Consider the following 18,224-nt stretch of genomic DNA (forward strand, 5'->3'; position numbering starts at 1 on the left):
AAGAGACCTAACAGGTTTTAAAATCCTGTGAGGTCTAATCCATATTAAATGAATAAAAACATCAAAGTAATAATTCCCGCCTATAACGAAGAAGCCTCGATAGGGAAAGTGATTGCTGAAATTCCCGATATCGTTTCAGAAATAATTGTGGTGAACAACAATTCTACTGACAGTACTGCAGCAGTTGCTGAAAAAGCAGGTGCCACTGTTCTGTTTCAACCAAAGGCGGGCTACGGAAACGCATGTTTGAAAGGAATGGAATACATTTCAGACAAAGATAAAAAGCCGGAAATAGTTGTTTTTTTAGATGGCGATTATAGCGATTACCCATCAGAATTAACAAAAATTGTGGCACCAATTCTTGAAGATAACCTAGATTTTGTTGTGGGTGCGCGTGTGAAAGAATTGCGGGAAGTGGGCGCCATGACTTTTCCCCAACGATTCGGAAATGTATTGGCAACCAAATTGATGACTTTATTTTTTAATTCAAAATTTACGGATCTGGGACCCTTTCGCGCTATTAAATACGAAAAATTACTCGCTTTAAATATGCAGGACAAAACCTACGGTTGGACGGTAGAAATGCAACTTAAAGTTCTAAAAAAGAATTTTACATATACCGAAGTACCCGTTAATTACAAAAACCGCATCGGGGTTTCAAAAGTTTCGGGTACCGTAAAAGGTGCTATCTTTGCGGGCGTAAAAATCCTAAGCTGGATTTTTAAATACAGTTTCAAAAAATGATTCTCGAATCAATAATCATCACGGTTTACTCCATTGCCCTGCTTCTCATTTTTATGTACGCTTTGGCACAATTAAACTTGCTTTTCAATTACCTCCGAGCGCGAAAAAACCATAAAATTGCGCCCACTTTTAATTTTTTAAATGCTGAAGAAATTCCATTTGTAACCATTCAGCTTCCTGTTTACAACGAATTATACGTAATGCAACGCTTGCTGGATAATATTTCTGAAATTGATTATCCAAAAGAAAAATTTGAAATTCAAGTGCTTGACGATAGCACAGACGAATCTTTTGAAAAAACCGCAAAACATATTATAGAACTTCAAAAAACGGGTTTGAACATCCAGCACCTAACACGTAAAAACCGTGAAGGCTTTAAGGCTGGCGCGCTAAAAGAGGGACTCAAATCCGCAAACGGCGAGTATATAGCTATTTTTGATGCCGATTTTCTTCCGAAGAAAAACTGGTTAAAAGAAACCATTCCTTATTTTAAAGATGCCGAAATTGGCGTGGTACAAACCCGTTGGGGACACCTAAACCGCGACTACTCCATACTTACGCGCGTGCAAGCCTTTGCGCTCGACGCACATTTTACTTTGGAACAAGTGGGTAGAAATAGCAAAGGACACTTTATAAATTTTAACGGCACGGCGGGTGTTTGGCGAAAAGCGTGCATTCTTGATGCGGGAAACTGGGAAGGCGACACCCTAACCGAAGATTTAGATCTGAGTTATCGCGCTCAACTTAAAAATTGGAAGTTTAAATATTTGGAAGCGGTGGAGACCCCTGCCGAACTTCCAGTGGTAATTAGTGCCGCGCGTTCGCAACAATTTAGATGGAACAAAGGGGGCGCAGAGAATTTTCAGAAAATGGCTTGGCGCGTATTTAAAAGTAAAAATGTTTCTTTTAAAACTAAAATACACAGTTTTCTGCATTTGCTAAACAGCACTATGTTTTTAAACATTTTGATAGTGGCAATCTTGAGTATTCCTATGCTTTACATAAAAAATGAATACGAACATTTGAAGCTCTATTTTTACGTGATGAGCTTTTTCGTGATAAGCACACTTATCTTTTTTATCTGCTATTGGTTTACCTATAAAGCAGTTTACGGCGGTGGTTTTAAACATTTTATGAAATACACAGCTATGTTTTTTACCTTCTTTTCGGTGGCGATGGGATTTTCGCTGCACAACTCCATTGCGGTTTTGGAAGGACATTTCGGGAAGAAAAGTGAATTTATCCGTACGCCGAAATTTAACATTGGAGCGCTGAAAGATGGTTGGAAAGACAATAAATACCTCACCAAAAACATTTCTCCAAACGTGGTTATAGAAGGCGTATTGATGCTCTATTTCGCTTTTGGAATGTACAGCGCCTTTGTTGTGGGCGACCAAGGAGGCGATTTCGGATTGTTCCCGTTCCACTTGATGCTTTTCCTGGGGTTTGGGTTTGTATTTTTTAAATCGCTTACTTCAAAAGCATAAACCATTTTTTTTTACATTTAAACTCTGCGAATCTCAGCGCTTTTCTCTGCGATACTCTGCGTAATATTTATTCCACAGAGTTACACAAAGAGCCGCAGAGTTTCAATGAGAAGTTCTTAAATCGTTAATCGACAATCTAAAATCAACAATCAAAATGTATCCACCACCACACCACCAATCGCACGACATTGAAAAAATGATTTCGGTTATTGAGCATTTTCCGTTGGGAATGTTGGTTACCGCAAAGGACGGAAAACCTTTTATTACGCACATTCCGTTTATTTACGACGCTGCCACCAAAAAATTGATTGCACATTTAGACCGAAGCAACCCACAAATGGAAACTTTAAAAGATGGCGCGGAAGTTACCGTTGTTTTTAAAGGGCCAGACACGTACATTTCGCCCAGCATTTATACCACTCCGCAATTACCAACGTGGAACTACATAATCGTTCATATTACGGGTAAGCTAGCCCTCATCAACGATAACGAAGCAGCCAAGCAAACCATTATTAATATGACTGAATTTTTGGAAGGCAATCAACCGCATTTTGTATTAAAAAAAGACGACGCCCGTATGGCACGATTAATAGATTATATTCAAGCTTTTGAAATAGAAATCACCAATTGGGAAGGGAAATTCAAGCTATCACAAGATAAAATCCCGCAGGATTTTGAGAATGCGAAAGAGGAATTGATAAAAAAATCTCGAAAGGATATCTCGCGGTTTATCAATTTTACTTACAATTAAACTATTCAATATAGTTTTCAATTATAAGTAGCGGATATTTCTTGTGAATTCTTTGCTGATCCGCTTCATACTCCTTTCTATTCAGCGGTCTAAAATAATCTTCAAACTTTAATTTGACCCTTTCATCGTTATATCGCAAATCTTGAATTGCCTGTTTATGGGAAGCCAATAACGTGATATATGTCTGGTAGGTGACATTGTCATTATAAACATAATTAAATTGTATAACACTATCAATGTGTTTTATAAAGAATTCAACCAGTTCATTTTCAGCTATTTTTTCATTGTCAACAATAAAGGCATTTTCACTTAAATAAATTTTTATTGTTTTACTCGCAACCGCATCTTTTGACTGTGGAGGTAAAGGGATTTTAGATGCAGAATCTGGGGTGTTTATAAAATGAAGCTCCTTATGCAAACCTCTAGCGTCGAATCGATTTACAAGTGCTTCATCATTGAATTTTGTTATATATTTTATAGAAAGATAGCCTAAACTAGTGAGTCGGTTTTCAAGTTTCACTAAATTTTTGAGGGAAATATTCTGTGGCATCAACAGTGTAATATTTAAACTTCCTCGAGATCTTTTGGATATTTCTTCCCTTAAATAATCGCCCAACAAATCAAAGTTTGCTATTTTCTCGCTATCCAATAGATACAGTAGCTGATTATTTTCTTCATAAACCTTGAGTTTCTTCCATCTAAAGTATATATCCACATTATCTTCATAATCAGACACAGGTAATTCTACAAACGGATTGAAACTCACCCGAATATTTTCAATTCTTTCTGCAGGAAATACTGAAGTAAATGCGAAACCAAAAGCCAAAACAAGTAGTATAGAAAAATTTAATAACAGGGGTTTGTAAGCTGCCTTTTTGAAGTATCTAATTATAGATTTCCAACTTTCAAAAAATATTACACTCACAGCTAAAGGCAGTATATACTTCATTTCAGAAACTCTCGTGTCAATACTGTCAGAAAGCAACGCGACCATAAGGCCTAATTTGAATAAAAGATAAGAAAAATTGAATGGAAGAAAACGCTGATCGTTTACTACTGCCAATCTCACATTACCTGGAACAGGATTGTAATCGGGTTTACGAAAAAGATTCAGTAGAAACATAGCATTTCCCAGCACCAATGAGATTAACGCAAAGTTGAAGTTTTGCCAATACCGCTCCACAGCACCAGTTGCAAGCACGTAATTAGAGGTTCCCAAATCGAATAACCCAGTAAACAAACTGATAAAGCAAAGTAAGGTATAAAAAGAATATGATGCCCCAATACCAAGAGCCACACTAACCCAAAAACGTTTTTTTGAAATGTTTGGTTTAGACCTATTTCTTAAAAATCCATTTTGGAGCATTCCGCTATTTTAAATACTCCTTCACCTCCTCAAAATCCAGCCCGCCATAATTTCCGCTGCTCATCAAAAGCAAACTGGTATTGTTGTAATCCTGTGAAAAAAGATAGGTCTTAAAATCTGCCGGATTTGTGAAAACTACCAAGTCATCACGGTCAAAGGCCTCTTCTATTTGCTCCCTCTTTATTTCTTCTAACTCTTTTATCATTACCGCGTGAGGCGAGTAGAAAACTACCGCGCTATCGGCTGCATCGAGCGTTCCTTTGTATTCCTTTAAAAATTCAGGATTTAGGCTACTGTAAGTATGTAGCTCCAAACAGGCTATCAGTTTTCTATGAGGATATTGATTTTTTACCGCTTGCGTAGTAGCTTTTACTTTGCTGGGCGAATGTGCGTAATCTTTATACGCCACTGCGGTCTTGGTTTCGGCAATTTTTTCTAATCGTTTACTCGCGCCTTTAAATGTAGCAATGGCTTCGTAAAAATCATCGGCATCCACGCCCATCAATTGGCAGATCCATCGGGCGCCTTCCAAGTTGTTTAAATTGTGTTTTCCGAAGATTTCAACCGGCATTGAGCCTTCGGGAGTTTCTAAAAGCGTGGTTCCGTTTTCAACGGTATATTCAGGAGTTTTATATGGATATTTTTTAATGGGGTTTGTAGCGGCTTCCACTACACGTTTTACTTCGGAATCTTCTTCGTTGTAAATAATTGCCCCGCCATTGGTTATTTCATTTAGAAATATTTTAAACTGCTCCACATAGTTTTCATAGGTTGGAAAAACGTTAATGTGGTCCCAAGCAATGCCACTCAACAAAGCAATGTTCGGTTTGTAAAGGTGAAATTTTGGGCGACGGTCTATAGGCGAAGACAGATATTCATCGCCTTCAATTACCATAAAGTCATTATCATTAGTAATTTTCACCATCGTGTCAAACCCTTCCAATTGGGCGCCAACCATATAATCCACATTTTTTTCGTGATAATTCATCACGTGAAGAATCATAGAAGTAATTGTAGTTTTTCCGTGCGAACCACCAATAACCACACGGGTTTTGGTTTTAGACTGTTCATAAAGAAATTCCGGATAACTATAAATTTTTAAACCGAGTTCCTTCGCCTTTAAAAGTTCTGGATTGTCTGCTTTGGCATGCATTCCGAGGATAACGGCATCAATTTCAGAAGTTAATTTTTTGGGAAACCAACCTTCTTTTTCCGGTAAAAGGCCTTTGTTTTTTAATCTGCTTTTTGAAGGTTCAAAAACCTCGTCGTCGCTTCCAGTTACCGTATCGCCTTTTTGATGTAATGCCAAGGCAAGGTTGTGCATTGCGCTGCCGCCAATGGCTATAAAGTGGATTCTCATTTTAATTTATGCGTTTAGCCCTTCAACTGCGCTCAGGGTGATATTTCGTTTTGTAAAGATACTTTTTCTAATTCTGAATTATGAATTCAAAATTCAGAATTACATCGCTAAAATTAGCGATTTTTCCTGTTGTGCCTCTTTAAAATCTGTTCGGTCCATTAATGCTTTATTTATCCAAGTAAGTGCAATTTCCTTTTTTCCGAGATTTTTATATATCTGTGCCAATCGGTAATAGGCCCAATCTTTGGGCACACCATCTTTTATGGAGTAATTGGCCAAATACTGGCTAAGGCATTTAATGCCGTATTCGGGCTCCAGATTGTATTGCGCAGCTATCTTCCCGATTTGGTAGTTGAGTTGGTTGCGCTTGTGGATTTTCAACGATTTTGAAGTTGTTTCCAAGGCTTCCTTCGGTTGGTTGTTTTTTTCATAAAGATCTGCAAGTTTTTCATAGGTGTGTGGCGAACCACCTACTGCAATTGCTTTTTTGTAATACCGTTCTGCATCTTTGGGTCTATCGGTATATTCGGCAATATAGCCATTGGCGAGATAGCCATCCACTTTTGAAATAGCTCCCAATTCATTCGCGTATTCTATTGCTTTCTTTTCACTTCCGCCGATAATTCCGGGCAACTGAATGTAAAATTCCACCAAGGCCCAGCGTGCCTCTATGTGTCTGGGATTGAGTTTTGCGGCGCGTTCCAAATGGTGTTTTATCTCGCCAATGTAGGTTACAGCGCGAAGACGACTCACCGATAAGGCTTTCATCCCGAGGGCTCCACCATACTTAAAATGATAGTTGGCATTGCTCTCTTCTTCCTTTACCAAATTTTCGTAATATAAAAGGGCCTCATCCCAATCTTTGCCGTAAGCAGCAATATCTCCCAGATATTCGCGGGTTTGTTTATCGTTCGGATTCTGTATTAAATAGTTTTCGAAAATTGGCTTTGCCTTGCCGAAATTTTCCTGTTTAAAATATTCCTCCGCCTGTTGGTAGTTGGTTTGGGCAATAGTAAATAACGGTAAAAGAATACACAGTAGGTATAGTCCCCCTCTGCCTGCGGCATCTCCCCCGAAGGGGGAGAAACGCGTCCATTTATTATAAACTTTGATTTGCAACTTAGAATTAATTTGGAATTTGGAATTTGGGAATTGTTATTTTCCTAAAGGTGGATATTTCGTCAAAATTTTCTGTAAAACCGAAATGTAATATGCTTCTTTTTGCTGCGGCGTAGCTCGTTCCTTCATTTCGCCATCGGCTACGGCCTGCCAAACCAAATCGTCTTTTTTAGTGTCTATAAAATCCATCGTTAATTGCTGGTTGACGACTCTTCCGCCAATTGGAATTCCGCCACTAACGCCCACTCCAACATTGCCACCGCCACTGCCAATACCTATGCCAATCGTGTTTCGGGAACGGGAAACACTTTCCCGTGCATAAAAGTTGATATACAATTGTGGCACTTCACTCTTAACAAAGCCGCGTTGCTGCATAAGACTATCCGTAATTTGCATAATGCGATTATCATCCAATTCATTTAAACCAGAATCTATTGTAGGGAAATAATTGTAGCTATTGTATTTTGAAAAATCTACCTGTTTGTCGTAATCCACAGCAACAGTGGCACCACAGGAAACCAAAAACAGGGAGAGCATAAAAATTGAGGGGAACTTCATTGCGTTATTCTTTTCAATAAAAATACGCAAAAACCAATAACTTGGATTTTAGAAAAGGTTAAAGTTGAAAAAAGCGTTTTAAAACTAAATGTTCGTTTTCGATTTAGTATAGCTCAAATACGCTTAATTTTCGATTGGAATTTTAATTAATGTTTCTACACCCGACCCGTCGATTTTATTTCGTACTTCAAAAAAGTAATTGTTGCCGTAAAGGTTTTCTAAACGATCATTAATATTGGCCAACCCCATCCCGCGTTTCAGCAATAATTTGTGACTTACCTCAACGGGAGCGCCATTGTTTTCGGCCTTTATTATCAAGGTTTTTCCTTCTGCATAAATTTTTACGAGAATCTCCAAATCGGTATGGTTAAAATCGTAGCCGTGTTTTATTGAATTCTCGAGAATAGGCTGCAACAAAAGCGCTGGCACCATTTTGCTCAACAACGATTCGTCTATTTCTGTTGTTATTTTTAAATGATCGGAAAACCGAACTTTAATTATATTTAGGTAGAATTCCAAGATACGCAGTTCCTTTTCCAGCGGAATGCGGTTGCTGTCGTTGTCGTAAAGTATTTCCCGTAAAAAATCACTTAGGTCTGCGATTGTATCTTTGGCTTTCCCGGCATCAATATCTGTTAATACGGAAATTGAATTCAATGTATTAAAAAGAAAATGGGGCTGTAACTGCGAAGAGAGCATTTTCATTCGGGTACTTACCAATTGCGCTTCTAATTTGCCATGTTTTTTTTCAGCTTTTTTCACCTCTTTCACATAATAGTATGTGTAGATAATGAAGACCATCGCAAAATAAATAAGGAAATTCAGGTCTATTACGTACATAAATCTAAAGATGCTGCTTTCAAAATCGTATTCTGCAAAACTTACACGACCAAGCAGAATGTAGTAAAGATCAACAACCAGCCGTATTACCATTCCAATCAACAATGAAAACAAGATATGTGTGGAAATGATTTTGGTCCAGGAATAATTTTTCCGCAAAAATCGTTTTGTGCTTATGGCGATCAACGTCATAAAACTCACCACGATTATATAGTCGAAAAGTAGGTTGTCTATCAAAAAGCGCAACCATGAGAAGCTTTTCATTGATTCCATTCCAAACATCTGCATGTAGGCGGTCTTGGCTATTAAAACCAAATCGAACAAGGCATAAAACCCAGCTAATAGCAGCACGAGTTTTAGGTCTATGTATTTCTTCTTTATATTGTAATTTTTCTTCATATTCCTACTTTTTCCAGGAAGTCTTTTTTATACGATTTGCTAATGCGCAACAGGGTATTATCATTCATCCGGGCATCAATTTCAGAAAATTCTGAATGCACTATTTCCTTCACATGCTGCAGATTTACGATGCTCGATCTGTGAATGCGAACAAATTTATTACTGTCTAAAGATTCGCAAAGATTGTTTAAAGTTTCGCGGAGCACGTATTTTTTATCTTCAACAAAAATTTCCGCATAACTGCCCGATGCGGTAATGTATATTATATCTACAGGATTAATGAGCAGGGTTTTGTTTCCCTGCTTTATGGGCAATTTATCCAGCGCAGCCGTTTTTTGCGATTTGCTTTTGTATAAGTTGAAAAGTTCAATAACGCGCTTTTCAAAATTTTCATCGGCTTCGTTTGCTGAAATTTTCCTGACTTTTTCAATCGTTCTAAAAAAACGTTCGTCCTTAAAAGGTTTCAGCAGAAAATCGAAAGCATCAACATCAAAGGCTTTTAGCGCATAATTGTCATAAGCCGTAACAAAGATAACGATGGGTTTTGGCGATAGGGTAATTTTTTTCAACACTTCAAATCCGTTCATATCCTTCATATTGATGTCTAAAAAAATAAGGTCGGGACGTTTTTGGTCTATGTCGAGGATGGCGCTTTTTCCGTTGGCACATTCGCCCAACACCTCTACATCGGGCACTTGCCGCAATAGGTAGAGCACCCTTTTTCGGGCAAGCTCTTCATCGTCTATTACAAGTGCTTTTATCATTTTAGCGTTTTTATTGATGGTTATAAATTATTGCATTGTAGCGTAAAGATATTCAAAATTCAATCGCTGAACATTTTTTCATTTTGAAAATTAAGAGTTCCATCAACCTATAAAAAGACCCTCAGTACAGTTGTTTCCTGACGGTCTTTCTATAAATTGCAAGCCACATTCCTTCAATTAACGGCAACCCCAACGCCACTGTCTCTGGCGTCAATTTTTAAGGTCTGTTTGTCCTTGCCGTTTTCAAGTTTAATTTTATAGGTGGCATTGGCCAAGATTTCGCCTTTAGTGCGGGCAGAATATTTTGCCTTGGTTAAGGTGTACCCTTGATAGTCGTTGTACACATTGTTGCGAATCTCCGCAGGCAACAGTACATTTTTAAAGTATTGGCGGGTTTCCAGCAATTCGCCCTCTTTATTAAAATCTGCCTCTAAAGAACCGTTGGCACTATTAAACGTAACCAAATAGGAGTGATATTTTTTGTCTGCAGTATGTGCAATAAAGCTTTGAATATCAAAATTAGCTTTCATAAACCCAATAGGATCTCGTGCAAACTGTCGGGAGCGACTTTCATTAATAGTATAAGTATAACTGTCGCCGTCTTGCGCAACGTTTACATTTAATGGCGCGTAAAACAATCTCGCCTCGTCTAGAACTGTAACCTCTTGGGCGCTGAGCACCGCCGCGGTTAAACTTAACATAATGGAAATAATGAACGTTTTCATAACTGATAATTTTTAGGATTAATAACTTGTTTTTCAAACTCGTAAACACTGATCAGGTATTTTTACAGACACTAAATTAAGGGAAGAAGTCGCGCAATGGGCAGGAATGATGTGAACGTCAAGATTTTACGGTCGGAAATACTTTATTTTGAAGTGAAATAAATTTTCACTTCAAAAAGCAGATCATATTCTTTGATAATCAGATGTTTACAAAACGATATAATTACAAATCACATTGCCAGATTACTTTTCAGGGAAAATAAAATGACAGCATTAGCATTTGGGAAGCGATAGCCTGGTTATTGAAGAAGACACTTTTTATTGCTTGACTATTTTTCGGGCAACTCTTCCTTTATCGGTTTCAACTTTCACAAAATAGATACCTGCGGTAAGGGTTTCTAGATTGATTTGTTTTTCTGTGATTTTAAAAAGTAGTTTCCCTATTGTTGAATAAACAGAGATTTTTTCAAGGGAAATGTTGTTTGAAATTTGAATGTTTAGAACCGTTAAGGTTTCTAATTCAACTATTTTTAAATATTTAGACGGATTTAAAGTCCAACTTTAAAAATGGTTGAAAAAGGGTAATTTTATTAATAGACAATCTATATTTTATAGGGACAAATTACAAAGAGAAATAGCATACCACGACTCCGCTCGGTAACCGAAAACTAATTAAGCATTTCCCAAAGCTTATCCTTCAACTCTGTCAAACCTTGTTGTGCCACGGAAGAGATAAACAAATACGGAATGTTTTTAAACTCTTTATCTAGAATTTTCTTCATTTCGGCTTTTAGTTCATCATCGAGCATATCGCTTTTGCTGATGGCTACCAAACGTTCCTTATCCAAAAGTTGTGGATTGTATCGGCGAAGTTCATCTACCAAAATATCATATTGTTCCTTAATATCGGGCGCATCGGCGGGAACTAAAAAAAGCAGCGTAGAATTACGTTCTATATGACGCAAAAAACGATGCCCGATACCTTTCCCTTCAGCAGCACCTTCTATAATTCCGGGAATGTCGGCAACTACAAAGGTTTTGAAATCACGGTATTCCACGATCCCTAAATTGGGTTTTAAGGTGGTGAATTCGTAATTGGCAATCTTAGGTTTTGCTGCGGTAATTACGGAAAGTAAGGTGGATTTTCCAGCGTTGGGAAAGCCTACCAAACCTACATCGGCAAGAATTTTTAGCTCGAGAATAATATCTACCTCTTCGCCCTCTTCGCCAGGTTGTGAGTAGCGAGGTGTTTGGTTGGTTGCACTTTTAAAGTGGGCATTCCCCAAACCACCGCGGCCGCCTTTGGCAACTACTTTTTCCTGTCCGTCTTCAGTAAGCTCGAAGAGTATTTCCTCAGTTTCCTTATCGCGAACAACTGTTCCTAAAGGCACCTCAATATACACATCGGCTCCATCGGCCCCGGTACTGGTTTGTTTACTCCCCGCACTACCGTGTTCGGCTTTATAATGTCGTTTAAATTTTAAGTGATAAAGCGTCCAAAGGTTTTTGTTGGCTTTTACAATTACGTGTCCGCCACGACCGCCATCACCCCCATCGGGACCACCTTTGGGAATATACTTTTCCCGCCGCATATGCTTGCTGCCCTGCCCTCCCTTTCCGGAAGTAACGTGCACTTTTACGTAATCTACAAAATTGCCTTCAGTCATTGTTTGGTTGTTGGTTGGTGGTTGTTAGTTGTTGGAATTATGATGATTGTTTTAACTAGCAACCATCAACTAACAACTATCAACTAATTTTATCTATAACTTCACTCAATCTCTCAGTAATCTCCTCAATACTACCCACGCCATCAACGCCGTAATACTTGCCTTTTTTCTCGTAATAATCTTTTAATATAGCGGTTTCGTTATAATAAACTTTTATACGGTTTCTAATAATGCTTTCATCAGCATCGTCTGCTCTTCCGCTGGTTTCCCCACGTTTAAGCAAACGTTTTACCAAAACCTCATCATCTACTTCCAAAGCTACCATAGCATTTATTTGAGAATCTTTATCGTCCATTAAATAACCTAGAGCTTCCGCTTGTGCTTCGGTTCTTGGGAAACCGTCAAAAATAAAACCATTGGCATCCGGGTTTTTATCTACTTCGTTGCTGAGCATATCGATAGTAATTTCGTCAGGAACCAACTTGCCTTTCGCCATAAACGATTTGGCAAGATTGCCCAAATCGGTTTCATTTTTAATGTTGTATCTAAATACGTCACCTGTAGAAATATGTATTAAGTTATATTTCTCCTTTAAAAATGTGGCTTGTGTTCCTTTTCCGGCGCCGGGAGGCCCAAATAAAATTATGTTTGTCATGGTTTTGTTGCTTGTTCCCTACCCAGCAATTAAACTGACCAAGGCTATTTAAAATAAACTGATCTTTACTAAAACGAAGCAGCAAATTTACGAAATTAAAATTGGGGAATAATGTATTTGTACTTTGTTAATGCAAGTTGTGCATTTAACCGAATTAAAGATGAAAACGGGGACTGCTTTTTTTGCGATGTTTTTCTATAACCGTCTCCATCAAGAACTTTAATTTCCCTTTTATGCAGCACCTAAATATTGCCGAGTTAATTTAGAAAATATAATAAAGAAAATTCAGCGTTTCTTAAACAACCACTCCAACGGCTTTATAGAGAAAGCTTATGATAGCATTCCAAAGTTTTTCAATAGTAACTATTAAAATACCTTTTAGGGTATTGATAAAATTACGCGTCATGGCTTCCAAACCATCCAAAAAAAACTCTCGTAGATCTTCATCAATATCACCACTGGCAACTCCTTTTTGAATAAGCGCGGTTTGCTTGGCGATGGCCTCCAATTGCCGCTCGCTAAAACCCCGCACCGTAGTAAGATCCTTATTTAAAATGCCAGAACTAATGTTCTTGATTTCGGTAATAATTGCTGTTACATTTTCGCCCATAACCTTATCTTTTTAAGAAACTTTCGTACGTTATTGCTTGATCTAAATACACCTCAACCTGCCCTTTAAATGCTTCAATAAGTATCGGGTTTAAACCCTGTTCCCTATCTGTTTTTTTCATATGTGCAAAGGTTACGGCTATCTGCTCGAAAGCGAAAGCACTGGGATAATCGCCGGCAATTGGGTTGCTGTCCTTGCTTCTTAATAATGCATTTATTTTTTCTATAGCTGCATTGTCTGGTACCGGTCGAGCTTTGGCGTGTAGTTTTAACGACTCGAACGCACCGATAAGCTGGTTGTAAACGGGCTCTCGCAACGAAAAGTTTTCACTTTCGGTACCTTCGTTTACAGATGCAAAAAAACGCATTGCCAAATCGCTATTTACGTTTACTTTATCTACAATTGCTTGATCATAGGCGGGTGCTAAAGTAGCTTCGCAACCCGAAAGTAAAAAAACACCCAATAAGGCCAAAAGTGAAATATGTAGCTTGATAACTTTCATAATACGAAGACATTAACAAGCACTAAGTTAGTTATTTAGGTCGAATTATTATATGTTTTTTCGCTTTTTCCACTCGGATTTGCTTAGCGAATAGAAGTTGTGAAGGGAGCCATCATAGGTAAATTCATTCCGTTTACGTAGCCCTGTTTTTTTCAAAATGGCATTTGATGCACTATGGCACACATCTGCCATGCCGCAGATTTCATCGAAATTTAATTTGGAGAAACCGTGATTTAAACAAGCCACAGCAGTTTCAGTAGCATAGCCTTTTCCCCAGTGATTTTTTATAAAACGATATCCCAAATCGTAAAAATTCGTTCTATTACCTATTTCATCCGTTATAAGTTTAAAGCCACTCCAACCAATAAAATCGCCGCTTTCTTTAATTACAACTGCCCATCTGCCTATTCCGTTTTGAACATATTGCTTTTTTACAGCGTCAATGTACCTTTGCGCTTCTTCCAAAGTAGAAATTGGTTTGTTTCCCAAAAATTTGTGCACTTCGGCATCACTATCCATTGCAAACATGCCGTGTACGTCTTCATCCTTTATATCGCGCATTAAGAGACGCGCTGTTTCTATGTGGATTTTCATTGAAATATTTGATTAAACATTCTTTGGAAACAACTTATCCTTTCCACTCAAAATTTGATTAATGCCGAAAACGCATAAAACACTTTCGCATTAGCCAAGCTTTGATGTTAATCCAGCTTATATTGCCGTGTTTTTTGAAGCAATATACTCGTCAACAAAGTCTTCCAAAACATTCAACGGAATAGCGCCTTGAGAGAGCACTACTTCGTGAAATTCACGGATATCAAAATTTTCACCCAAAGCCTCTTTGGCCTTTTTGCGCAATTCCAGAATCTTAAGCATCCCAATTTTATAAGCGGTGGCCTGCCCTGGCATTACTATGTGTCTTTCAACCATTTTAATGGCGTCCAACTCGGCGTTTGGCGTATTAACGGTATAGTATTTAATGCCCTCTTCCCGTGTCCATTTTTTATTGTGAATTCCCGTATCTACCACCAATCTACAGGCTCTCCATAATTCCATTGCCAAACGCCCGAAATCTGAATACGGATCGGCATAAAAGCCCATCTCTTTTGGAATAAATTCAGAGTAAAGCCCCCACCCTTCCGAATAGGCCGTATAACCTCCAAACTTTCTAAACATAGGTATTTCTTCCAATTCTTGCTGAATCGCCAATTGCATATGATGGCCCGGAATTCCCTCGTGATACGCCAAAGCTTCCATTTGATAGGTGGGCATAGACTCCATATCGTATAAATTGGCGTAGTAAATTCCAGGTCTGGAACCATCTGCGGCGGGACGATTGTAAAACGCCTTTCCAGCCGATTGCTCCCTAAAAGGCTCCACGGCTTTTACGATAAGGTCTGCCTTTGGTTTTGAAATAAATATTTCGTCCAATCTAGTTTTCATACTATCTATCAGGTGTACGGCTCCGGCTAAATAGGCATCCTTACCCTCTTGGTCTGCACTGTAATAAAACTGTGGATCTGTTTTCATAAATTGAAAAAATTCCTGCAAACTGCCTTTAAAACCCACTGCTTTACGAATGGTGTCCATTTCACCGTGTATTCTTGCAACTTCACGCAGCCCGATATCGTGGATTTCCTGCGCGGTTAAATCGGTGGTGGTGGTTCTTTGTAAGGCATTGTTATAAAACGCATCCCCGTCGGGAAATTTCCACGCGCCATGGTCAGAATTTGCTCTTTCCTTTTGTTGCTTCATAAAGGCAATCAAACTGCCGTAAGCCGGTTTTACCGAAGTCAATAAAGCTTCTTTGGCGTGGGTCTCCAAATTGGATTTTGTTTCGGCATCTACCTTCAACTCGTTAATCTTTTTTACAAAGTCTGCCAACAAGGTACTTTGCTTTTCGGATGCATCAAACGGCTCACCAATTAGAATATTTTCTGAATCCTGAATCACTTTGTCGTACACAAACGCGGGTGGCATTACGCCTATGGCTTCCCGTTCCTTTAAGTTTTTTACCAATTGGGTAAAATATTTATTGAATTCATTCAATCGGGAAATATAGGCTTCGGCATCCTTTACATCGTCAATTCTATGCATATTTATCAAAAAAGAAGGCAACCCAGATTGGGCGCCAAACATCTGATTTACGGGATAGTTGTGCAAACGGTATTTGTAATCGGCTATATTGTTTTCTAACTTTTGCTTATACAACTTGTAGCTTAACAATGCCTCCTTTGAAAGTGCCGCAACATTTACAGAATCCGTTAGCCATTGCAGTTGCTCTTTGTCCGTTTCCAATTCCTTTGCCCGTGCTTCAGGCGAAATATCATCTAGCTTGCTATAATCCTTTTTAATTCCCAGTCGGGTTTGAAATTCAGGCGAAAGATCTACTCTGGCATCAAAGGTTTTTTGAAAAAAATCATTTACTTTTTTGGATTCTGCCGCTACCTCAGCATCAGTATAGGTTGTGGTTGTTTTTTCAGGTTTACAGGAAATAATTAAAGTGAATGTAGCCAGAAGCAGGAATGGCTTTAAGATTGGTGAGTGCATAGTTTTATTTTATATTTCAGACATTTTTTAAATATAATATATTTTTAAGAAGCATATGCACAAAGCTCAAAAAACGAAACTTACAAATTTGATATTGGGCAGGAAAAGTCTGTTGTTTAGCACAAAGCTATTGGGCTTCTGGTATTAAAAATTATTTTCATTTAACGCATTTTTTAAATGCTAGCGGAGCTTCCCCCTCGTGCCGGCACAGTTGAGAGACAAGCAGTGCGGAGGATACGGGCGAGAAGCCCGCGCCAGCGAAGGGACTACCGATCCCGCACGTATACGCAAGTATTTTACAATTTCTGAAATATAAATCAAAGTATAATAACCCACCTACGGAAAACCGCAACAGTAAGTTTTTTAATCGGGGGAGAATATCAAATATACCTTTTAATTTTTAACATGCAATAAGCTGTAGGCTAATGATTAATACCTTATGCCTAAAAAACAATACATTTGAAAACCAATAAACAAATCGTGACCAAAAACCAAAACCATCCTAAAAAACCAAAAAGCCCTTGGCCCACAAAGGCCGCCATGGAGCAAGTGTATAAAAAAAATCTTTGGGGTGGTGATAATGCAGATTTCTATTCGGGCGAGGGCTCACACCTACCAGCAATAGTAAACCGCTATATAGAAACAGTAACTGCATTTTTTACTTCCTCTAAACCCCCACTAACCGTCTGTGATCTGGGTTGTGGCGATTTTAACGTAGGCAAAAACTTGGTGCCACATACCAAAAAGTATATTGCCATAGATATCGTGCCAAGTCTTATAGCCCGCAACCAGCAACTATTTAATGCTCCCAATCTAGAGTTCCATTGTCTGGATATTGCAACAGCCCCTTTGCCCAAGGCAGATTGCGCCATCCTCCGGCAGGTGCTCCAACATCTATCCAATGCCGAAATACAGAGCGTCGTAAACAAGTTGGCTGCCTATAAATATGTAATCCTAACGGAACACATCCCCGAAGGAGATTTTATTCCCAACAAAGACATCATTTCTGGCCAAGGGAATAGACTAAAAGTGCAAAGTGGTGTAAACTTGTTGGCACCGCCTTTCAATTTAAAGGTTCAGGAAGAGAAGCAATTATCGAAAGTCGTTTTGAATGATGGGAAAGGGATTATTGTAACTTGGCTTTTTAAACTGTAGACTGTAAGTTGTGGACAAAAATAAACTTTTCGCGCTTCGCCAATTTCTAAAAATATCAAACCCGCAAAGCTCCCCGAAATCCCCTACCCGCATAATATGATTGTGCGCCGTTGTGGTACACAAACACATGTCCGAATCGGTAATCGCCAAAAATGGCGCCACCCAATTTCCGAATGCTCTGTGGAGTTTTTAGCCAGCTTGAGGTTTTGGTGTCAAAATTTCCAAGTTTTTGCAAGTTGCGGTACTCTGCTTCGGTTAAAACTTCGATGCCCATTTCTTCCGCCATATCAATCGCAGTATTGTCGGGGCGGTGTTCCTTTCTAGATTCCCAACCTGCTCGGTCGTAGCAAATGCTTCTTCTACCCTTTGGACTTTCGTCGCTGCAATCGCAAAAAAGGTATTCACCAGTTGTTTTATCCTGCCCTACTACATCTGGCTCACCGCCGGTTTCTTCCATGGCGTCCAAAGACCAGAGTTTTCTTGGATTGGCTTTTAGTTTTCTTTCCACATCTTCCCATTTAACGCCCTTGTGACGGGAAGTGTTTTTTTCGAAACGTGTTTTTAGCACTTGCAACAAAGAATCTCGTTGCTCTGCGGATAAATTCTTATCGGATTTTTTAGGCATTATTTCTTACTTTCTAAATTCAATTCCCCCAAAATTAGAGCATTATGTGGAAAAAATCAAATGGCTATTTACGAACAATTAAAACATAAGATTAAAAACCACCAAATGAGAGAACCAATACCATAATAGGATTTGTCTTTAAGCCTTTCCCCCTCAAATTGAAGGTACCGTAGGCAAGCTGTCGAATTACCATTTCTATTCCAATATTAAAAACCTTACCATTATACGGTTCCCGTGCCATCAAGGATATATTTAATTTCTACAATATCGTTTGCTTAAAGCAATACCGGGAAATTTCCGCTGTTCCATTCCAATCGCTTACACTGAGATTCACATTCCCGCTGCTA

The 18,224-nt window shown here is 38.6% G+C and carries 18 protein-coding genes and 1 pseudogene; 4 read left to right on the forward strand and 15 right to left on the reverse strand.

Annotated features, from left to right (window positions below):
* The first annotated feature begins 48 nt into the window (after positions 1 to 48).
* The 3 genes from QCQ61_RS02360 to QCQ61_RS02370 all read left to right on the forward strand — a co-directional run bounded on the left by QCQ61_RS02360 (position 49) and on the right by QCQ61_RS02370 (position 2,982).
* Positions 49 to 744, forward strand: a complete 696-nt coding sequence (locus QCQ61_RS02360) for a glycosyltransferase family 2 protein (RefSeq protein ID WP_279449117.1) — start codon at positions 49 to 51, stop codon at positions 742 to 744.
* Positions 741 to 2,231, forward strand: coding sequence for a cellulose synthase family protein (locus tag QCQ61_RS02365; RefSeq protein WP_279449118.1), 1,491 nt, complete (start codon positions 741 to 743; stop codon positions 2,229 to 2,231). Before QCQ61_RS02360 ends, QCQ61_RS02365 begins: the two co-directional genes overlap by 4 nt.
* Before the next feature lie 154 nt (positions 2,232 to 2,385).
* A complete protein-coding gene (locus QCQ61_RS02370) occupies positions 2,386 to 2,982 on the forward strand; it encodes an FMN-binding negative transcriptional regulator (RefSeq protein WP_279449119.1) in 597 nt (198 codons plus the stop codon).
* A 1-nt stretch (position 2,983) separates the two neighbouring features.
* On the opposite strand, the gene QCQ61_RS02375 is transcribed toward QCQ61_RS02370, so the two are convergent.
* From QCQ61_RS02375 to QCQ61_RS02435, 14 genes and pseudogenes are all read right to left on the reverse strand, one after another.
* The gene (locus QCQ61_RS02375) at positions 2,984 to 4,348 is read right to left on the reverse strand and encodes a hypothetical protein (RefSeq protein WP_279449120.1); all 1,365 of its coding nucleotides are present in this window, start codon (positions 4,346 to 4,348) and stop codon (positions 2,984 to 2,986) included.
* 4 nt (positions 4,349 to 4,352) lie between these two features.
* Positions 4,353 to 5,708: a UDP-N-acetylmuramate--L-alanine ligase gene (locus QCQ61_RS02380; RefSeq protein ID WP_279449121.1), complete on the reverse strand. Its 1,356-nt coding sequence runs from the start codon at positions 5,706 to 5,708 to the stop codon at positions 4,353 to 4,355.
* A gap of 99 nt (positions 5,709 to 5,807) precedes the next feature.
* Positions 5,808 to 6,827, reverse strand: coding sequence for a tetratricopeptide repeat protein (locus tag QCQ61_RS02385; RefSeq protein WP_279449122.1), 1,020 nt, complete (start codon positions 6,825 to 6,827; stop codon positions 5,808 to 5,810).
* Positions 6,828 to 6,863: 36 nt separating this feature from the next.
* Positions 6,864 to 7,385 (reverse strand): DUF4136 domain-containing protein, encoded by a 522-nt coding sequence (locus QCQ61_RS02390; protein ID WP_279449123.1) that lies wholly within the window; start codon positions 7,383 to 7,385, stop codon positions 6,864 to 6,866.
* A gap of 123 nt (positions 7,386 to 7,508) precedes the next feature.
* Positions 7,509 to 8,624: a sensor histidine kinase gene (locus QCQ61_RS02395; RefSeq protein WP_279449124.1), complete on the reverse strand. Its 1,116-nt coding sequence runs from the start codon at positions 8,622 to 8,624 to the stop codon at positions 7,509 to 7,511.
* Positions 8,621 to 9,388, reverse strand: coding sequence for a LytR/AlgR family response regulator transcription factor (locus QCQ61_RS02400; RefSeq protein WP_279449125.1), 768 nt, complete (start codon positions 9,386 to 9,388; stop codon positions 8,621 to 8,623). The genes QCQ61_RS02395 and QCQ61_RS02400 overlap by 4 nt, the downstream gene beginning before the upstream one ends.
* A 173-nt stretch (positions 9,389 to 9,561) precedes the next feature.
* On the reverse strand, positions 9,562 to 10,113 hold the full coding sequence (locus QCQ61_RS02405) for a hypothetical protein (RefSeq protein ID WP_279449126.1): 552 nt from the start codon (positions 10,111 to 10,113) through the stop codon (positions 9,562 to 9,564).
* A gap of 318 nt (positions 10,114 to 10,431) precedes the next feature.
* The gene (locus QCQ61_RS15530; RefSeq protein WP_431605810.1) at positions 10,432 to 10,641 is read right to left on the reverse strand and encodes a T9SS type A sorting domain-containing protein; all 210 of its coding nucleotides are present in this window, start codon (positions 10,639 to 10,641) and stop codon (positions 10,432 to 10,434) included.
* Positions 10,642 to 10,781: 140 nt separating this feature from the next.
* Positions 10,782 to 11,780 carry a GTPase ObgE gene (obgE, locus tag QCQ61_RS02410; RefSeq protein ID WP_279449127.1) on the reverse strand — a complete coding sequence of 333 codons (999 nt, stop codon included), beginning with the start codon at positions 11,778 to 11,780 and terminating at the stop codon, positions 10,782 to 10,784.
* Positions 11,781 to 11,859: 79 nt separating this feature from the next.
* Positions 11,860 to 12,435 (reverse strand): annotated as a pseudogene (locus QCQ61_RS02415) (adenylate kinase); the annotation flags it as partial.
* A 295-nt stretch (positions 12,436 to 12,730) separates the two neighbouring features.
* Positions 12,731 to 13,045 (reverse strand): hypothetical protein, encoded by a 315-nt coding sequence (locus QCQ61_RS02420; protein ID WP_279449128.1) that lies wholly within the window; start codon positions 13,043 to 13,045, stop codon positions 12,731 to 12,733.
* A 4-nt stretch (positions 13,046 to 13,049) separates the two neighbouring features.
* Positions 13,050 to 13,547 carry a hypothetical protein gene (locus tag QCQ61_RS02425; protein WP_279449129.1) on the reverse strand — a complete coding sequence of 166 codons (498 nt, stop codon included), beginning with the start codon at positions 13,545 to 13,547 and terminating at the stop codon, positions 13,050 to 13,052.
* A 48-nt stretch (positions 13,548 to 13,595) separates the two neighbouring features.
* Positions 13,596 to 14,141, reverse strand: coding sequence for a GNAT family N-acetyltransferase (locus tag QCQ61_RS02430; protein WP_279449130.1), 546 nt, complete (start codon positions 14,139 to 14,141; stop codon positions 13,596 to 13,598).
* A gap of 117 nt (positions 14,142 to 14,258) precedes the next feature.
* Positions 14,259 to 16,097: a DUF885 domain-containing protein gene (locus QCQ61_RS02435; protein ID WP_279449131.1), complete on the reverse strand. Its 1,839-nt coding sequence runs from the start codon at positions 16,095 to 16,097 to the stop codon at positions 14,259 to 14,261.
* A 540-nt stretch (positions 16,098 to 16,637) separates the two neighbouring features.
* On the opposite strand from QCQ61_RS02435, the gene QCQ61_RS02440 reads away from it, so the two are divergent.
* The gene (locus QCQ61_RS02440) at positions 16,638 to 17,252 is read left to right on the forward strand and encodes a class I SAM-dependent methyltransferase (protein ID WP_279450220.1); all 615 of its coding nucleotides are present in this window, start codon (positions 16,638 to 16,640) and stop codon (positions 17,250 to 17,252) included.
* Positions 17,253 to 17,307: 55 nt separating this feature from the next.
* Here QCQ61_RS02440 and QCQ61_RS02445 read toward each other — a convergent pair whose 3' ends face one another.
* A complete protein-coding gene (locus QCQ61_RS02445) occupies positions 17,308 to 17,877 on the reverse strand; it encodes a DUF4256 domain-containing protein (protein WP_279449132.1) in 570 nt (189 codons plus the stop codon).
* Between the last annotated feature and the right edge of the window lie 347 nt (positions 17,878 to 18,224).

It is taken from the genome of Aequorivita marisscotiae, from assembly GCF_029814825.1.
GTDB classification, from domain to species: domain Bacteria; phylum Bacteroidota; class Bacteroidia; order Flavobacteriales; family Flavobacteriaceae; genus Aequorivita; species Aequorivita marisscotiae.